The 15187-nt window shown below is 72.8% G+C and carries 13 protein-coding genes; 5 read left to right on the top strand and 8 right to left on the bottom strand.

Translation table 11 applies throughout. The features are described from left to right. Positions 1-47: 47 nt before the first annotated feature. On the bottom strand, positions 48-563 hold the full coding sequence (locus AC061S_RS03555; protein WP_478684321.1) for a hypothetical protein: 516 nt from the start codon (positions 561-563) through the stop codon (positions 48-50). A gap of 352 nt (positions 564-915) precedes the next feature. Between AC061S_RS03555 and AC061S_RS03550 the strand changes: the two genes are divergently transcribed. After that, a complete protein-coding gene (locus tag AC061S_RS03550) occupies positions 916-1605 on the top strand; it encodes a class F sortase (RefSeq protein ID WP_478684320.1) in 690 nt (229 codons plus the stop codon). A 52-nt stretch (positions 1606-1657) separates the two neighbouring features. Here the strand turns inward: AC061S_RS03550 and AC061S_RS03545 are convergent, their stop codons facing one another. Together AC061S_RS03545 and lysX are read right to left on the bottom strand one after the other, a co-directional pair. Beyond that, on the bottom strand, positions 1658-2569 hold the full coding sequence (locus AC061S_RS03545) for a polysaccharide deacetylase family protein (RefSeq protein WP_478684319.1): 912 nt from the start codon (positions 2567-2569) through the stop codon (positions 1658-1660). 154 nt (positions 2570-2723) lie between these two features. After that, positions 2724-6035, bottom strand: a complete 3312-nt coding sequence (gene lysX, locus AC061S_RS03540; RefSeq protein ID WP_478684318.1) for a bifunctional lysylphosphatidylglycerol synthetase/lysine--tRNA ligase LysX — start codon at positions 6033-6035, stop codon at positions 2724-2726. Between the two features lie 61 nt (positions 6036-6096). Between lysX and AC061S_RS03535 the strand changes: the two genes are divergently transcribed. Both AC061S_RS03535 and AC061S_RS03530 read left to right on the top strand, forming a co-directional pair. Beyond that, entirely contained in the window at positions 6097-6558 is a 462-nt protein-coding gene (locus AC061S_RS03535; protein ID WP_478684317.1) for a universal stress protein, read from the top strand. Positions 6559-6739: 181 nt separating this feature from the next. After that, positions 6740-7465 carry a DUF4328 domain-containing protein gene (locus tag AC061S_RS03530; RefSeq protein WP_478684316.1) on the top strand — a complete coding sequence of 242 codons (726 nt, stop codon included), beginning with the start codon at positions 6740-6742 and terminating at the stop codon, positions 7463-7465. Positions 7466-7502: 37 nt separating this feature from the next. Here AC061S_RS03530 and AC061S_RS03525 read toward each other — a convergent pair whose 3' ends face one another. Then, the gene (locus AC061S_RS03525; RefSeq protein ID WP_478684315.1) at positions 7503-8717 is read right to left on the bottom strand and encodes a CapA family protein; all 1215 of its coding nucleotides are present in this window, start codon (positions 8715-8717) and stop codon (positions 7503-7505) included. Between the two features lie 284 nt (positions 8718-9001). Between AC061S_RS03525 and AC061S_RS03520 the strand changes: the two genes are divergently transcribed. Together AC061S_RS03520 and AC061S_RS03515 are read left to right on the top strand one after the other, a co-directional pair. Continuing rightward, the gene (locus AC061S_RS03520; RefSeq protein ID WP_478684314.1) at positions 9002-9541 is read left to right on the top strand and encodes a sigma-70 family RNA polymerase sigma factor; all 540 of its coding nucleotides are present in this window, start codon (positions 9002-9004) and stop codon (positions 9539-9541) included. 233 nt (positions 9542-9774) lie between these two features. Further along, a complete protein-coding gene (locus tag AC061S_RS03515; protein WP_243341408.1) occupies positions 9775-10239 on the top strand; it encodes a hypothetical protein in 465 nt (154 codons plus the stop codon). 28 nt (positions 10240-10267) lie between these two features. Here AC061S_RS03515 and AC061S_RS03510 read toward each other — a convergent pair whose 3' ends face one another. From AC061S_RS03510 to AC061S_RS03495, 4 genes are all read right to left on the bottom strand, one after another. Next, positions 10268-10672: a hypothetical protein gene (locus AC061S_RS03510; protein ID WP_478684313.1), complete on the bottom strand. Its 405-nt coding sequence runs from the start codon at positions 10670-10672 to the stop codon at positions 10268-10270. Positions 10673-10742: 70 nt separating this feature from the next. Continuing rightward, on the bottom strand, positions 10743-11603 hold the full coding sequence (locus AC061S_RS03505; protein WP_478684312.1) for an Fpg/Nei family DNA glycosylase: 861 nt from the start codon (positions 11601-11603) through the stop codon (positions 10743-10745). 128 nt (positions 11604-11731) lie between these two features. Beyond that, on the bottom strand, positions 11732-13795 hold the full coding sequence (locus AC061S_RS03500) for a SpoIIE family protein phosphatase (RefSeq protein WP_478684311.1): 2064 nt from the start codon (positions 13793-13795) through the stop codon (positions 11732-11734). A gap of 7 nt (positions 13796-13802) precedes the next feature. Next, on the bottom strand, positions 13803-15113 hold the full coding sequence (locus AC061S_RS03495; RefSeq protein WP_478684310.1) for a DUF6777 domain-containing protein: 1311 nt from the start codon (positions 15111-15113) through the stop codon (positions 13803-13805). Between the last annotated feature and the right edge of the window lie 74 nt (positions 15114-15187).

The raw sequence follows: 15187 nt of genomic DNA, 5'->3' as shown, positions 1-15187 counted from the left end.
CCCGGGGCGACCGGCGGTTGTCCGGGCCGACCGGGGAGGTCGGCCGGTCAGGCCCGGCCGCGGAGCGGGCGCCGACGGCGCAGCACGTGGGCACCGGCGCCGAGGGCGGCCGCGCCGACGAGGCTCGCGCCGATGGCGGTCTCGGTGGTGGACGGGCCGAGGGAGCCGCCGATGCCGCCCTGGGCGCCGCGGCCGTCCAGGATCGTGAAGCGGTGCGTGGCGACCAGGCTGTTGTCGTGGCACTTGACCGACAGCGTGTGGTGCCCGGGCGAGGCGTGGTTGAAGATCCGGACGGTCGCGAAGCCGATGGAGCCGGCCGACAGGTTCGTCTGCGGAAAGTTGCCGTGCGAGAAGACGATGCCGCCGTGGTGGCAACCGGCCGCGCTGACCTGCATCGTGGAGCCCTGGTGCACGGAGTACGGGTTGACCGTGACGTTGCTGGGCCCGCCGTTTCCTCCCGAGGGCGGACCGCCCGCAGGGTTCGCGGAGGCGAATGGAGCAGTGAGGGCGATGGCGGCGCAAGTGGCCGCCGCGGTCACGGTAAGAGCGCGGAGAACACGCATGGTGGAACCTCCAGCGGGAAGCGCCCCGGAGCGGTGGCCCGGGCAGATCGACGAGAACGCCTCCCATCACGAACCCTCGGCCCGGTCCGCAACCAGCGCATTTCCGCCTTTGGGCCGCAAGGTTGAGCGACACGCCGAAGCGCGGGCGCGTTCACTGACGGATCCGCAGGTCACGACCCGTCAGGCATTTATGTGACGATTACCTGGATGGGCGCACCCCTTCCGGCCCCACCACCCGTTCGCCCTTCCCCGATCGCCGTCCCGCACGCACCGCCTTAGCGTGCGTGAAGTAGGGCGTGAAGGGGTGGGACAAGAACGCGGGTCGGGACCCCCGCGTCGGGAAGGGAGAACCATGCTCGAGGACGAGAGTGAGAGGCCACCGAGGAAGCGCTCCCCCTGGGGTGCGCTCGCGCTGGTCATGCTCACCGGCCTCGCCATGATGCGTAACGGAGCCGAGGCCGGCGACGGACCCCCGCAGCCGGCCGCGGCCGCGGCCGTGAGCGCACCGGCCGGGACGGCGGTCGGGCCACAGGCCCACCAGGCGCCCGGCGAGCCGCCCACACCGCCGCCGGACATGGAGGTGCTGGGCCACTCGTCGGTTCAGCGCATCCGGATCCCGTCGATCAGCGTGGACGCACCGGTGATGACCGTCGGGCTGGATGCGCAGGGCTGGATCGACGCGCCGCCCCCGCAGGACAAGAACCTGGCCGGCTGGTACCTCAACGGCATCTCTCCGGGCCAGCAGGGTTCGGCGGTGATCGTGGGCCACGTGGACAACGCGCAGGGCCCCGCGGTCTTCTACGGACTGGGCTCGGTCCAGAAGGGCAGCCGCGTCGAGGTGGCCCGCTACGACGGCCGCACGGCGGTGTTCGAGGTGTACGGCGTGGAGGTCTTCTCCAAGAACACCTTCCCCGGATCCCGGGTGTACGGGGACACCGGACACCCCGAGCTCCGGGTGATCACGTGTGGCGGCGGCTACTCCAAGGGGCGCGGCTACGACGGCAACGTCGTCGTGTTCGCGCGGATGGTGGAGGCCCGCTGACCGACCCGCACGGCGGCGGACGGCGCCGCCGCCGCGCGCGGGGTACGGCCCCTCAGCGCGGTGGCAGCGCCGGCAGCGTCATCCGGTATCCCCGGCCGAGCAGTTGCGGCAGGTAGCTCGCCAGCGCCTGCACGCTCTGCGAGCGGTTGCCGCCCGCGTCGTGGTTCAGCACGATCACCCCGGGCGCGGCCTGCTTGAGGACCCGCGACACGATCGCCGTGGTGCCCGGCTCCTTCCAGTCCAGGGTGTCCACGGTCCAGGCGAGCGGTTCCATGCCGAGCTCCGCGCCGATCTCGAAGGCGGCCCGGTTCCACGCCCCGTAGGGCGCCCGGAACCACAGCGGGGCCGTGCCGGCGGCCTGGTGTACGACCTCGCTCGTGCGGCCGATCTCGGAGGCCAGGGCCGGCCAGCTCAGCTTGGGGATCAGCGGATGGGTCCAGGTGTGATTGCCGATGACGTGTCCCTCGGCCACCATCCTGCGCAGCAGGTCCTGGTTCTCCACCGCCATCTCCCCGCAGACGAAGAACATGGCCCGGACGCCGTGGCGCGCGAGGGTGTCCAGGATGCCCGGGGTGTAGCGGGGGTCGGGGCCGTCGTCGAAGGTGAGGGTCATGGCGCTCGCCGTGCTCGCGTCGGCGGGCAGTTCCAGGATCGGCCGGGTCCGTACGGCGGGCTTCGCCGCCGCCACGCGCTCCGGGGTCCCCTCGGAGGTCATCGGCTCCAGCCGGTACGGGGATCCGCGCGGGAACTGCGGCAGTCCGCCGGGGGCTCCGGTGAGGGGTCCCGGCCCTGCCGCTCCACCGGCTCCCGTCCCGGGTCCGGCTCCCGCCGCGGGGGTCCCCGAGCCCGATGTCGGCAGATCGGTTTCGCCGCCCGTCAGCAGCCCTGCGGCGGCGGCGACTCCGAGGAAGACGGCGGAGCGCAGGAGCACGCGTCGCCCTACTGTCGGCTCGTCATTTTTCATTACTACTACGTATCAACGACATCGCCGCAGATGTCGAGAGGCGCGGACGCGCCCCCGTCCGCTCACCCGCTCGGAGCAATCGCGCCGGCCCCGGGCGCCGGTCGAAAGCCGCGGTCGAAAGCCGCGGTCGAAAGCCGCCGGTCAAAGCCGCCAGTCAGCCCCTGCGCACCAGCGGGAACGGCAGCGTCTCCCGGATCGTCAGACCCGTGAGGAACATGACGAGGCGGTCCACGCCGATGCCCAGTCCGCCGGTCGGCGGCATCGCGTACTCCAGCGCGTCCAGGAAGTCGTTGTCGAGCTCCATCGCCTCGGGATCCCCGCCGGCGGCCAGCAGCGACTGCGCGGTCAGTCGGCGCCGCTGCTCGACGGGGTCGGTCAGCTCCGAGTAGGCGGTGCCCAGTTCGGTGCCGAAGGCCACCAGGTCCCAGCGCTCCGCGAGCCTGGGGTCCTTGCGGTGCTGCCGGGTGAGCGGGGAGACGTCGGTCGGGAAGTCCTTGTAGAAGGTGGGCAGCTTGGTGCGCTCCTCCACGAGCCGCTCGTACATCTCCAGGACCACGTCGCCGCGGGTGTTGTCGGGCGTGTGCGGGACGGACGCCCGGTCGCACAGCCGCCGCAGGACGTGCTCCTCGGTGTCGGCGTCGACCTCCTCGCCGAGTGCCTCGCTGATCGCCCCGTACATCGTCTTGACCGGCCAGGGCCCGGAGATGTCGTGGACGACGAGCTTTCCGTCCGGTCCGGCCTTGTGCGCGACGGGCGAGCCGAAGGCCGCCGTGGCGGCGCCCTGGATCAGCTCGCGGGTCAGGTCGAGCATCACGTCGTAGTCGGCGAAGGCCTGGTAGGCCTCCAGCATCGTGAATTCGGGGTTGTGCTTGTAGGAGACGCCCTCGTTGCGGAAGGTGCGGCCCATCTCGAAGACCTTCTCCATGCCGCCCACGCACAGCCGCTTGAGGTACAGCTCGGGCGCGATGCGCAGGTACAGGTCCAGGTCGTAGGCGTTGATGTGGGTGCGGAACGGCCGGGCGTTGGCCCCGCCGTGGATCTGCTGGAGCATCGGGGTCTCGACCTCCAGGTAGCCCCGGTCCAGCAGCCCCTGCCGCAGGGCCTGGACGGCGCTGGACCGGGCCCGTACGACGTCCCGCGCATCGGGGCTGGCCACCAGGTCGAGGTAGCGCTGGCGGACCTTGGCCTCCGGGTCGGCGAGGCCCATGCGCTTGTCGGGCAGGGGGCGCAGGCATTTGCCGGTGAGCTGCCAGGAGTCGGCGACCACGGACAGTTCGCCGCCCTTGCTGGCGCCGACCTCGCCGCTCGCGACGACGTGGTCGCCGAAGTCCACCTGGGAGGTGAAGGTGCCGAGCACGGCGGCGCCCGCCTCGTCCCGGGTGAACATCAGCTGGACGTCTCCCGACCAGTCCCGCAGGACGGCGAACACCACGCCGCCGAGGTCGCGTACGACCATCACGCGTCCGGCGACGGTGACCGGCGAGCCGGTGCGGGTGCCGGGCGGGTAGCCGGGGTGCGCGGCCTTCAGCTCGGCGACGGTGTGGGTGCGCTGCGGGATGCCGACGGGGTACGGATCGGTGCCGGCGGCCCGGATCCGCTCCAGCTTGTCGTGCCGGACGCGGACCTGCTCGGGCAGCCGCTCGGCCCGCGCGCCCTCACCGTCCTCCTCCCCCGCGTCCAGCCCGAGGGATTCGATGGACGGCAGGCCGGCGGTGGTGGCGGGGGCGGTGAGCCCGCGCGGGTGGCCGTTGCCCCACAGGGTGCGCATGCTCGGCACCGAGACGAAGCCCTCGGCGATGCCGGAGGCGAGGCTGACCCGGGCGAGCGAGCCGGCGTCCTGGAAGCAGAGGAACCGCGGGTACCACTCGGGGCCGTACTTGACGTTCGAGCGGTACAGCGCCTCCAGCTGCCACCAGCGGGAGAAGAAGAGCAGCAGCTTGCGCCACACCTTGAGGACGGGACCGGCGCCGATCCGGCCGCCCTCCTCGAAGGCGGAGCGGAAGACGGCGAAGTTGAGGGAGATGCGGCGCACGCCCAGGCCCGGGGCCGCCGCGCAGAGCTCGGCGACCATGAACTCCATGACCCCGTTGGGGGCGGCCCGGTCGCGGCGCATCAGGTCGAGGGAGATGCCGTCCTTGCCCCAGGGCACGAAGGAGAGCAGGGCGATCAGTTCGCCCTTGTCGTCGAAGGCCTCCACGAGCAGGCAGTCCCCGTCGGCGGAGTCCCCGAGCCGGTCGAGGGCCATGGAGAAGCCGCGTTCGGTCTCGGTGTCGCGCCATGTGTCGGCGCGGTCCACGATCATCTGCATCTCGTCCTCGGAGAGGGCGGAGTGGCGGCGGATGACGGTGGTGGCGCCGGTGCGCTTGACCCGGTTGACGGCCTGGCGGGTGACGCGCATGTCGCGGCCGTCGAGGTCGAAGTGGGCCACGTGCAGGATCGCCTCGTCGCCGAGCTGGAGGGCGCTGAGTCCGGAGCGGGCGTACGCGGTCGCGCCGTCCTCGGAGGCGCCCATGACGGCGGGCTGCCAGCCGTAGCGCCGGGCGACGGCGAGCCAGGCGTCGATGGCGGGGGTCCACGCGGCCGGGTCGCCGACGGGGTCGCCGCTGCCGAGGCAGACGCCGGCCTCGACCCGGTAGGTGACGGCCGCCTTGCCGTTGGGGGCGAATACGACGGCCTTGTCGCGCCGGGTGGCGAAGTAGCCGAGGGAGTCGTTGCGCCCGTAGGCGCCCAGCAGGGCCCGGATGCGGGGCTCCTCGTCCCCGTGCAGGGCGGCGGTCAGCCGCTGGGAGCGGAAGAGGGTGGCGGCGGCGTTCAGCAGGGCGAGGGCGCCGAAGAGGCCGAGCAGGAAGTAGAGGGGCCTGGCCGGATGGCCGTCGAACTGCCGGGCCGAGAACAGCCCGCCGAACACCTGCTTGGCGGACCAGTCCAGCCACTGCCCCCTGGGCAGGGTTCCCGGGAACAGCGCGACCAGGCCCCAGCCGAGGAAGACGGCGGCGAGCAGGCCGAGGCCGAGCACGAGCAGGGCACGCCACAGGGCCCCCGGTCGGGACGCGGCGTTGAACTCCTTGCGCGCGGCGATCAGGATCGCGAGGGCGGCGACCGCGAGGGCCATGGAGGAGAAGCCCACCCAGTAGTCCTCGGCGGCGACGGTCAGCACGTCGACCAGGACCAGCAGGGCCAAATAGGTGACGACGATCCACCAGGCGACCTTCTTGCGCATGCCGAGTGCCGCGGCGAGGAGGAAGAGGAAGACGGCGTAGGCGAGGTTGGCGCTGACCGGCACGACGATGGCGTCGAGGAAGCGCACGACGGGCCGCAGCAGGCGGCGCAGCGTCGGGGAGAGCGCCAGCAGGGCGCAGAACAGCCCGAGCGTTCCGAAGAACGCCCCGAAGGCGTCGGGCACCCGGTTCAGGAAGCGGCTGCGGCTGCCGCGCGTCCCGCGCGTCTCCTCCACGGTGGCACTCATGGTTCGCACTGTAAGGAGGGCCGCGCCCCTTCGCGCGGTGAGCGGGTTTAGCCTCGGAAGGGTGACAGAGCACGTGGATACGGGATTCGAGCGCGGTACGGACGGTCCGAAGGTGATCCTCGCCGGGGTGGACGGTTCGCAGTCCTCGCTCCGCGCGGCCGCCTACGCGGCGGGGCTGGCCCGGCGGCAGAACGCGCTGCTGGCGCTGGTGTACGTCCAGCCGGTGATGCCGGCCGGGGCCTCGCTGGGGGCTCCGGTGTCGGAGGCCACCGAGGAGATCGCGGAGGGGCTGGTGGCCGAGATCCGGGAGTCCGCGGAGCGGCTGAAGGGCGTCTACGACGTCCGCTGGCAGTTCCACACCTTCCGCGGGGATCCGTACGCGGGGCTGGTGAGCGCGGCCGAGGAACTGACGGCGGACGCGGTGGTGGTCGGGGCCTCGGAGCAGGCCGGGCACCGGATCGTGGGCTCGGTGGCGATCCGTCTGGTGAAGGCGGGGCGCTGGCCGGTCACCGTGGTTCCGTAGCGATCGGCGGCCGCCGTTTCCCCGGCATCACCCGGCCCCGTGGCGGCTGTTTGCCCACGCAATCTGATCACCGTAGACGGCGGGCCCGGTACTGACGTATGTTCGGGCAGCTCGGGCCGCCCATGGGCCTGCCCGATTCCATGTCACACGTCGCACATGTTCCCGTGGGGGGTACTCCGTCATGTCCTCGATCGCGCCCGGCCCGTCACCCTCGCCGTCGCCGTTTCCGCCGTCCCAGCCCGTCCGGGTCCTGCGCTCCCCGCAGGGGACGGCGACTGCCGTGACCGCGCTGCTGGCGGTGGGAGCGGTGGTCGCTCTGCTCTCGGCCTGGGGAAAGCTGACCCGGTGGCAGCAGATGGAAGAGGTGCTCACCGATCCCCCGGGCACCCAGCACGACGGAATAGCCGCGACCGACGGCCTCAACGCCCTGGTCGATCTCGCCCAGAACATCACAACGCTGGCGACGATCGTGGTCTTCATCCTGTGGTTCCACCGGGTCCGCTGCAATGCCGAGGTGTTTCGCCCCGACGGCTTCAGCCAGTCCGCGGGCTGGGCCATCGGCGGGTGGTTCGTCCCGATCGCGAACCTCTTCTTCCCATACCGGACGGCGCGGGAGACCTGGGACGCCAGCACGCAGTACGCACCCGACGGCTCCTACCGCTCCGTCTCGGGCGCCCCGGTGGTCGCATGGTGGCTGGTGTTCGCGGCCAGCTGGATCCTCGACGTGGTCTCCTCATACCAGTTCGCGAAGGCAGTGGGCGCCGCGGCGGTCCGCGACGCCTCCTCCCTCGGCGCGGTCGCTGACCTGGGCACCGTCGTGGCCGCCGTGCTGGCCGTCCTCTTCGTGCGCAAGCTGACCGCGCTCCAGGGCGTCAAGGCCGCTCAGGGGCCGAACGCCGCCGCCTGACCGCCGTCCGACCACCCTTTCGGCGCCTTCGAGCGGCCTACTTCGCCATCGTCAGCCCGTCCTTGGCCGCGCCGCGGCCGAGGACGGCCTCGGTGATCTCGTCGCGGGCCTCCTCGTAGTCCTCGCGGCCGGGCGACTGGGCGAGGGCTGCCGGGAGGTTGACGACGCGGCCCGCCCGGAGGTCCATCATCTGCGGGACGAACTCGGCCTTGGTGACCTGCCAGCGCTGCCCGGGGGCGGCCGGCGGGGCGAAGGTGAAGCGGCCGATGGAACCGTAGTTGCCGCGCATGTCGCGGGCGCCGGTGTAGTTGAACATCTCGCCGGCCACCTGGTCGCCCATGCCGTAGACGATCCAGGTCCCGTTGACCTTCTCGTACGCCTGCGGGATGTGGGCGTGCGTGCCCAGGATCATGTCCACGTCGGGGCGGCCGCCGGTCTGCGAGGCGGTCAGCGCCTTGCCGAGCGCGAGCTGCTTCTCGTCCGGTTCGGTCTGCCATTCCGTGCCCCAGTGGAGGCTGACGAGGACCACGTCGGCGCCCGCCTTCCGGGCCGCCCGGGAGTCCGCGACGATCTTCTCCTGCTCCATGAGGTTGACCGCCCAGGGCTGCCCCTCGGGCATGGGGTAGCCGTTGGTGTCGTACGTGTACGCGAGGTGCGCGACCTTCGCGGAGCCCGCCGCGTACATCGTCACGGTGCCCGCCTCGGCCGCCGTACGGGCCGAACCCGCGTGCTTCAGACCGACCTTGTCGAAGCGGTCCAGGGTGCGCTTGAGGCCGGCGCCGCCGCCGTCGAGGGTGTGGTTCGAGGCCGTGGAGCAGCCGTCGTACCCGGCGTCCTTGAGGCCGTCGGCCACCTCGGGCGGGGACTGGAAGGCGGGATAGCCGGTGAACGGGCCGCCGTCCGGCCCGTAGATGGTCTCCATGTGACAGAGGGCCAGGTCGGCGGCCGAGACGATCGGCTTGACCGCGGAGAACATCGGCCGGAAGTCGTGGCCGTCGCCGTCCGCGTCGGAGGCCGCCCGCCGGATGACCGACTCGTGGGGCAGCACGTCGCCGCTCGCGACGAGGGTGAAGCCCCTCTCCGTGCCGGCCGCGGGGGCCGTGGTCGATCCGGGGGCTCCGGAGGGGGCCTGGGCGGACGGGGAGCCGGCCAGGCGGGCCGGCGCGGGGTCGCCGCCGGCGGAGCAGCCGGCTACGGCCGACAGCGCCACGGCGGTCAGGAGTGCGAGGGCGTGGCGGGTGCGGGCGGTCATCTGTCCCGGCTCTCCTTGATGAGTACGACTACCTGATCTTCAGTCAATCCATAGAAGGAGACGCTCGAAGTCAAGGAACGGCTCCGCCGCACGGCCGCACACTCACTCCAATGGCCGTTCGGCGCGCCGTTCGACCGTTCACCGCCCCGCGCGGCCGCCCACCGGATGACCCGGGTACTTGGGCGCACCGTCCCGGCGGGACGGTTCCCGGGCAGCCCGGTGCAGGTCAGGGTGGATCCGTCGACCCCGACCACCCCCCGCACCGACCCCCGGAAGGAGCCTCCGTGCCCCTGGCCCCCACCCTCCGACGCACCGACCCCGAGGCACTGGCCGAACTCCAGCGCGAACACGGACGGGCCCTGTTCGGTTTCCTCCTGGGCCTCACGGCCGGTGACGCCCAGCGTGCGGAGGACCTCGTACAGGAGACCCTCCTACGGCTCTGGCAGCATCCGGAGGTCCTGGGGAGCGCCTACGAGTCCCTGCGCCCCTGGCTGTTCACGGTGGCCCGGCGGCTCGCCATCGACGCCCGCCGGGCCCGCCTGTCCAGGCCCCTGGAGGTGGACCCGGAAGGGCTGGACCAGGCGCCGGCGCCGGGGGACGCGGTGGCGGGCTCGGTGACGGCCATCGACGTCCGGCGGGCGGTGGGATCGCTGGGGCCGGAGCACCGGGACGTCCTCGTGCAGGTCTACTTCCAGGACCGCTCCGTGGCCGAGGCCGCGGCCGAGCTCGGCATACCGGCGGGGACGGTCAAGTCCCGTACGTACTACGCCCTGCGCGCCCTGCGAAAAGACCTCCAGGGCTACGGTTACGGACTCGGCGCCTGAGGGCCGACGTACGACGGACGCGTCAAAGAATGGCTTGAACGCCCGCGAACCGGACACGAACCGCATCGAAATCGGCATCGGACCGTTCAAGTTGAGTAAACATCCCCCGCTCCGCGAGCTGCGCAAGGAAGGCTCGGCGCTGACGGCGGGATGACTCGACGCATGCGGGAGAAGGTGGAACGGTGCAGCCCGAGGGTACGAACGGCACCAGTGACGGTGGGCTCGCGGTGCCCATGGCATGGCTCTACGCGGAGTACATCGCCGATGAACTGCTGCGCACGGGCCGGCTGATCCCGGTCAGCACCCTGGAGTTCCGCGCCGGACGCGACACGCTCGCGCTGACCATCTACCTCTCGGACGCCGCAGGCGAACTCTCCGGGATCCGGGTCGTCTCGCAGCTCGACGAGTGGATGTCGCTGACGGCGTACGGGCACCCCTGGCGCGACTGGGTCCACACCCGGTTCCTCGCGCTGGGCGAGGAGGCCCGCGAGCGCGGCCGGGGCGAGGACCCCGACCTGGAACTGGCCCGGGCGGCGTGGCGCTGGCTGGACCACACCGAACTGTTCGCCACCAACCTCGACCCGGGACGCCACGGCCACGCCGACACCCCGCCGGGCCTGGACGAGAACGCCCGGGTCTGGACCCCGGCCTGGCAACTCGGGCTGCCGCTCGGGCACTTGGCGATGCACCTGTTCTGAGCCCGAGGGTCGCGACACGGCCCGGCCGCTACTCCGGCCGGCGCGGCCCCGGCGGCTCCGTCGGGTCGGTGACCAGGCCCGTGAAATCGGCCTCGTTGCGCTCGGCCCGGATCACGTACGCGCGGGCGACGCACCACAGCACCGGGTACACCAGGACCCCGAGCACGACCCAGACCAGCGGGCCCGACGCGACCCGCGGGAGCAGGAACAGCAGCGGCAGCAGCCCCACCAGGAGGACGAGCGCGGCCAGTGCGCCGAGTCCGGCCCGGAGCTGGCTGCGCATGAGGGCCCGTACGTAGGTGGCGCCGAGGGTGGTCTGCTCGGAGATCTCGGAGCGGGCCGGCGTGTGCGCGGGGGGCCTGCGGCGACTGCCGCGCGGGACCCCGGTGACGACCTCCCGCCGGGGCGGCTGCGGCTGCGGCTCCTCGGGCATGGGCCGGAGTCTAACCGGAGTCCGGCCGCCCGGAACCCTCCGGGGAAGAGGGCCCCCTGGCGCCCTCGGCCTACTTCAGCAGCTTGGACAGCCGGCGGTCGGCGAGCGGCTTCCCGCCGGTCTGGCACGTGGCGCAGTACTGGAGCGAGGAGTCGGCGAAGGAGACCGAGCGGACGGTGTCCCCGCACACCGGGCAGGGCTCGCCCGCGCGGCCGTGGACCCGCATCCCGCTCTTCTTCTCGGCCTTGAGCCGTCCGGCGGCCACCCCGTGGGCCCGCTCGACGGCCGTGTGCAGGGTCTCCTCGACGGCCGCGTACAACTGGTCCACCTGCGCCTCGTCGAAGGAGGCGGCCAGCTTGAAGGGCGAGACCTTGGCGTGGTGGAGGATTTCGTCGCTGTACGCGTTGCCGATCCCCGCGATGACGCTCTGGTCGCGCAACACGCCCTTGATCTGCCGCCGTTCACCGGCGAGCAGCGCGCCGAAGGCCTCGCGGTCGAAGCCTTCGGCGAGCGGGTCCGGGCCCAGCCGGGCGATGCCCGGGACCTCCTGCGGATCACGGACCACGTACACGGCGAGCCGCTTCTGGGTGCCGGCCTCGGTGAGGTCGAACACGCCGCCGTCCTCCAGGACGAGCCGCAGGGCGAGCGGCCCCTTCCCGGGGCGCGGCGGCTGGGCGGGAACGGTGTCGATCCAGCGCAGCCAGCCGGCCCGGGCGAGGTGGGTGACGAGGTGCAGTTCGCCGATCCGCAGGGCGAGGAACTTGCCGTACCGGACCGTGGCCCCGGCCCGCTGCCCTTCGAGCGCGGTCAGGGGAGGGTCGTACGTCTTGAGCACGCTCACGGCGAGCGGGAGGACGCGCTCGACCACCCGCCCGGCGAGGTGCTCGTCGAGGAACTCCCTCAGGGCCTCGACCTCGGGCAGCTCGGGCATGCCCCCAGCCTGCCGTGGCCGCGGGCGAAGCGCGAGCCGGGGACCGGGCCCGTGGCCCCGATCCGGTCACGGCGCGCGCGGGTGCGGGTGCGGGTGCGGGTGCGGCGACGGCGACGGCGACGGCGGGCTCACGGCATCGTGAACTCGCACCACACGCATTTGCCGCTCCCCCGCGATTCCACGCCCCAGACGTCCGCCAGCCGGTCCACCAGCATCAGGCCGCGTCCCGAGACTCCGGAGTCGCCCGCCTCCCGGCGCCTGGGCAGGGCGCTGGAGCGGTCCTCGACCTCCACGCGGAGCCTGCGTTCGGGGCCGGTCAGGACCCGCAGCGTCACGATGGCGGGACCGTCGGTGTGCATGAGGGCGTTGACGATGAGCTCGTCGGCGATCAGCTCGATCTCGTCCGCCCGGTCCCGCGCGCCCCACGCCCGCACGGCCGCGCCGATCATGTGGCGGGCCGATACGAGGGCTTCCGGATCTCCGGGGGCCACGTGCTGCTGGAGCCGGCCGCCGGCCTGCTGGGCCTCCTCGGCGTCGCGGCGGAGCAGCAGCAGCGCCATGTCGTCGTCGCCGCCCCGGTCGTCCACGACCTCGCACAGCCGGTCCGCGAGCAGGGACAGGTCGTCCGGCCCGGTGCGGACGAGGGAGGCGAGGAGCCGGACGCCGTCGTCGAGGTCGGCTCCGGGCTGCTCCACCAGGCCGTCCGTGCACAGCAGAAGCGTTTCCCCGGGTCCCATCTCGACCGTGGTCACCGGATACTCCAGCAGCCCGAACTCCGCGGACAGCCCCAGCGGCATCCCGCCCTCCAGCGCGAGGCGCTCGCACCGCCCGTCCCGGGTGCGCATCAGCGGGTCGATGTGGCCGGCCCGGACCAGTTGCAGCACCCCGGTCGAGAGGTCTGCCTCGACATACGTGCAGGTGGCGAAGCGGTCGGTGTCCAGCTCGTGCAGGAAGACGGAGGCCCGGGCCATGACGGTGGCCGGCGAGTGCCCTTCGGCGGCGTAGGCGCGCAGCACGATCCGCAGCTGGCCCATGACCGCCGCGGCATGGGTGTCGTGGCCCTGGACGTCGCCGATGACCGCGCCGACCCGGCCGCCGGGCAGCGGGATGACGTCGTACCAGTCGCCGCCGATGTCCCGGCCCATCCGGGCCGAGCGGTACCGTACGGCGATCTCGGCGCCCGGCACCGAGGGGATCCGGCGCGGCAGCATCGCCTGCTGGAGCCCCTCCGCCAGGTCGTGCTCCTGCTCCAGCAACATGGCCCGCTGGAGGCTCTGCGCGATGCTGCTGCCGAGCGCGACGAGCAGGTTCCGCTCCTCCTGGGTGAAGCCGGCCTTGTCCCGGTAGAGCAGGCCGATCGCGCCGATCGGGCGGGCCTGGGCGATCAGCGGCAGGTAGGCGGCCGCCGAGATGTGCATGGACGAGATCTTCGCCCAGAGCCCGGGGTACCCGGCGGCGAACTCGGCCGCGGAGTCCAGGAAGCGCGGCTGGAGCGAGCGGACCACCTCGCTCATCGGGTACTGCTCGTCGATGCGGGTGTAGCGGGTGCCGGGGACGAAGCTGCCCGCGGGGCCCTCGGCGACGAGGTGGATCCGGCCGGCTTCGACCAGTCCCATCACCATGCCCATGGACCCGAGCCGTTCCAGGCCGTGGGCGTCGCCGAGCGCGTCGATGACGTCCTGGACGGTACGGGCGTGCGCGAGCGCGGCGGTGGTGCTCTCGACCACGGACGTCTGGCGGCGCCGCTCCTCGTCCAGCCCGAGGCGCTCCGCCGAATGACTGAGCTCCTCGGTGGCGTCGCGGACGATGCCGATGATCCGGTACGGGCGGCCGTCCGGGCCCCGCATGACCCGGCCCTGGGTGTGCGTCCAGCGCAGTTCGCCGTCGTGGCAGCGGATGCGGAAGTAGGCGCCGTAGCTGTCGACCCCGCTCTTGAGGGCCGAGGAGACCAGTGCGTCGAGCCGGGCGCCCTCGGCGGGCGGGACGCGCGGCGACAGGGAGCCGGGGCGGCCGTCGTACTCCGCGGGGGTGGTGTCGAAGACGTCGAGGGCGGCCGAGTCCATGTGCATGAGACCGGTGACCAGGTCCCAGTCGAAACTGCCCATGCGGTTCAGCGAGAGAGACCGGTCCGGATGTGCGGGCCAGTCCTCCGGCAGCGATACGGCGGTCGGCACCGGTCCACCATGACACACGGGCCGGTCAGGCGCTCTCCAGGTACTGGCCGTCGTACGGGGCCGAGGGATCCTGCTCGGGGACGGAGTAGGGGTCGGCGTACGGGTCCGCGTACGGGTCGGCGTACGGGTCGCTGGGCTGCTGCGACGACCCGTCCGGGCCCACCAGGGTCCCCGGGTCGCTCGGGGTCTGCCCGGGCAGGTCGGAGGGGATGTCGGTGGGGATGCCGGTGGGGATGTCGGTGGGCACGTCCGAGGGCTGGTCGGTGGCGGGCGGCGGTGCCGTGGGCGGGCCCGAGGGGATGCCGGACGAGGGCTGGTCGGGGGTCACCGGCGTGTTCGGACTGTTCGGGGTGTTCGGGACCGTCTGCGGGGCGCTCGGCGGGCAGTCGGCCGCGTTCGGCGCGGGGCTGCGGCCGGGGCTCGCCGGGCCGGTGGGGGGCTCGGTGCGGGCGAGGCTGTTGCTGTCCGGGGTCCGGCACGGGTCGGCCGGCGAGGTGCCGGGCGGGGTCGCGGGCCCGCTGGGGATCCCGTCGGCCGGGTCGTACGGGGGCGGCGTCTGCGGGGTGCGGTCCTGGGCTCCGTCGTCGCCGGTCCTGCGCTCGATCCAGGTGTTGTCGGCGATGTTGACGATGACCAGGTTGTCGATCACCTGCATGGTCGGCTCGATGACCACGACCTGGGTGGGCCGGTAGCCGCTCCAGGGCTCCCCCTTGAGCACCGGTGCGCCGGGGGCGGCGCGCGGCGCGAGCAGCGGGTTTCCGCAGGCGCAGCGGACCCGGGGCATTCCGTGGTCGTCCACGAGGACGGCGGTGCCGGCCTGGAGGACGGACTGGAAGGCGTTGGCGTTGCCGCCGACGAAGCCGTGGTTGGTCACCCGGGTGTCGGCGCGGAGCACGACGGGGGTGAGGCCGCGCAGGAAGTCGGGGATCTTCCCCTGCTCCACCTGGGAGGCCTCGGCGAAGGCGCGGGCCTTGGCGTCGTCGGCGGTCAGGGACTGGACCTGCGCCTCCACGTCGCAGCTCCCGAGCCGCTGGGTTCCGCCGTACAGGCCGGGGGTGGCCGCGTTGACGGTACGGATGCCCTGGCCGGTCGCGTTGGGCAGCGGGGGCTGGACGGGGGCCGATTCGCCGGTGGCGGAGGAAGAGGTGAAGGGGTCGGGGCCGGCCGAGGCCACGGGCTGGAGGTGGACGTCCTGGCTCTCGGCGGCGGGGCCCTTGGTCCGTCCCTCGTCACCGGAGGCTCCGCAGGCCGCTGCGAGGAGTCCGAGGACGGTGAAGAGGGCCGCACGGGCCGGTGCGTGACGACGCGGCGCCTGACGAGGTGTCGGTGCGTGCACGTTACATCTCCCTTTTCGCCCCGGTTGCTCCCTCTTGTCTGCCGCATGTGCGGGGCGACCGCAACCGGAGATCA

Source organism: Streptomyces sp. CA189, assembly GCF_056428985.1.
Note: the sequence above shows the minus strand (reverse complement) of the source record. Positions and strands in the feature narration are given on the sequence as shown.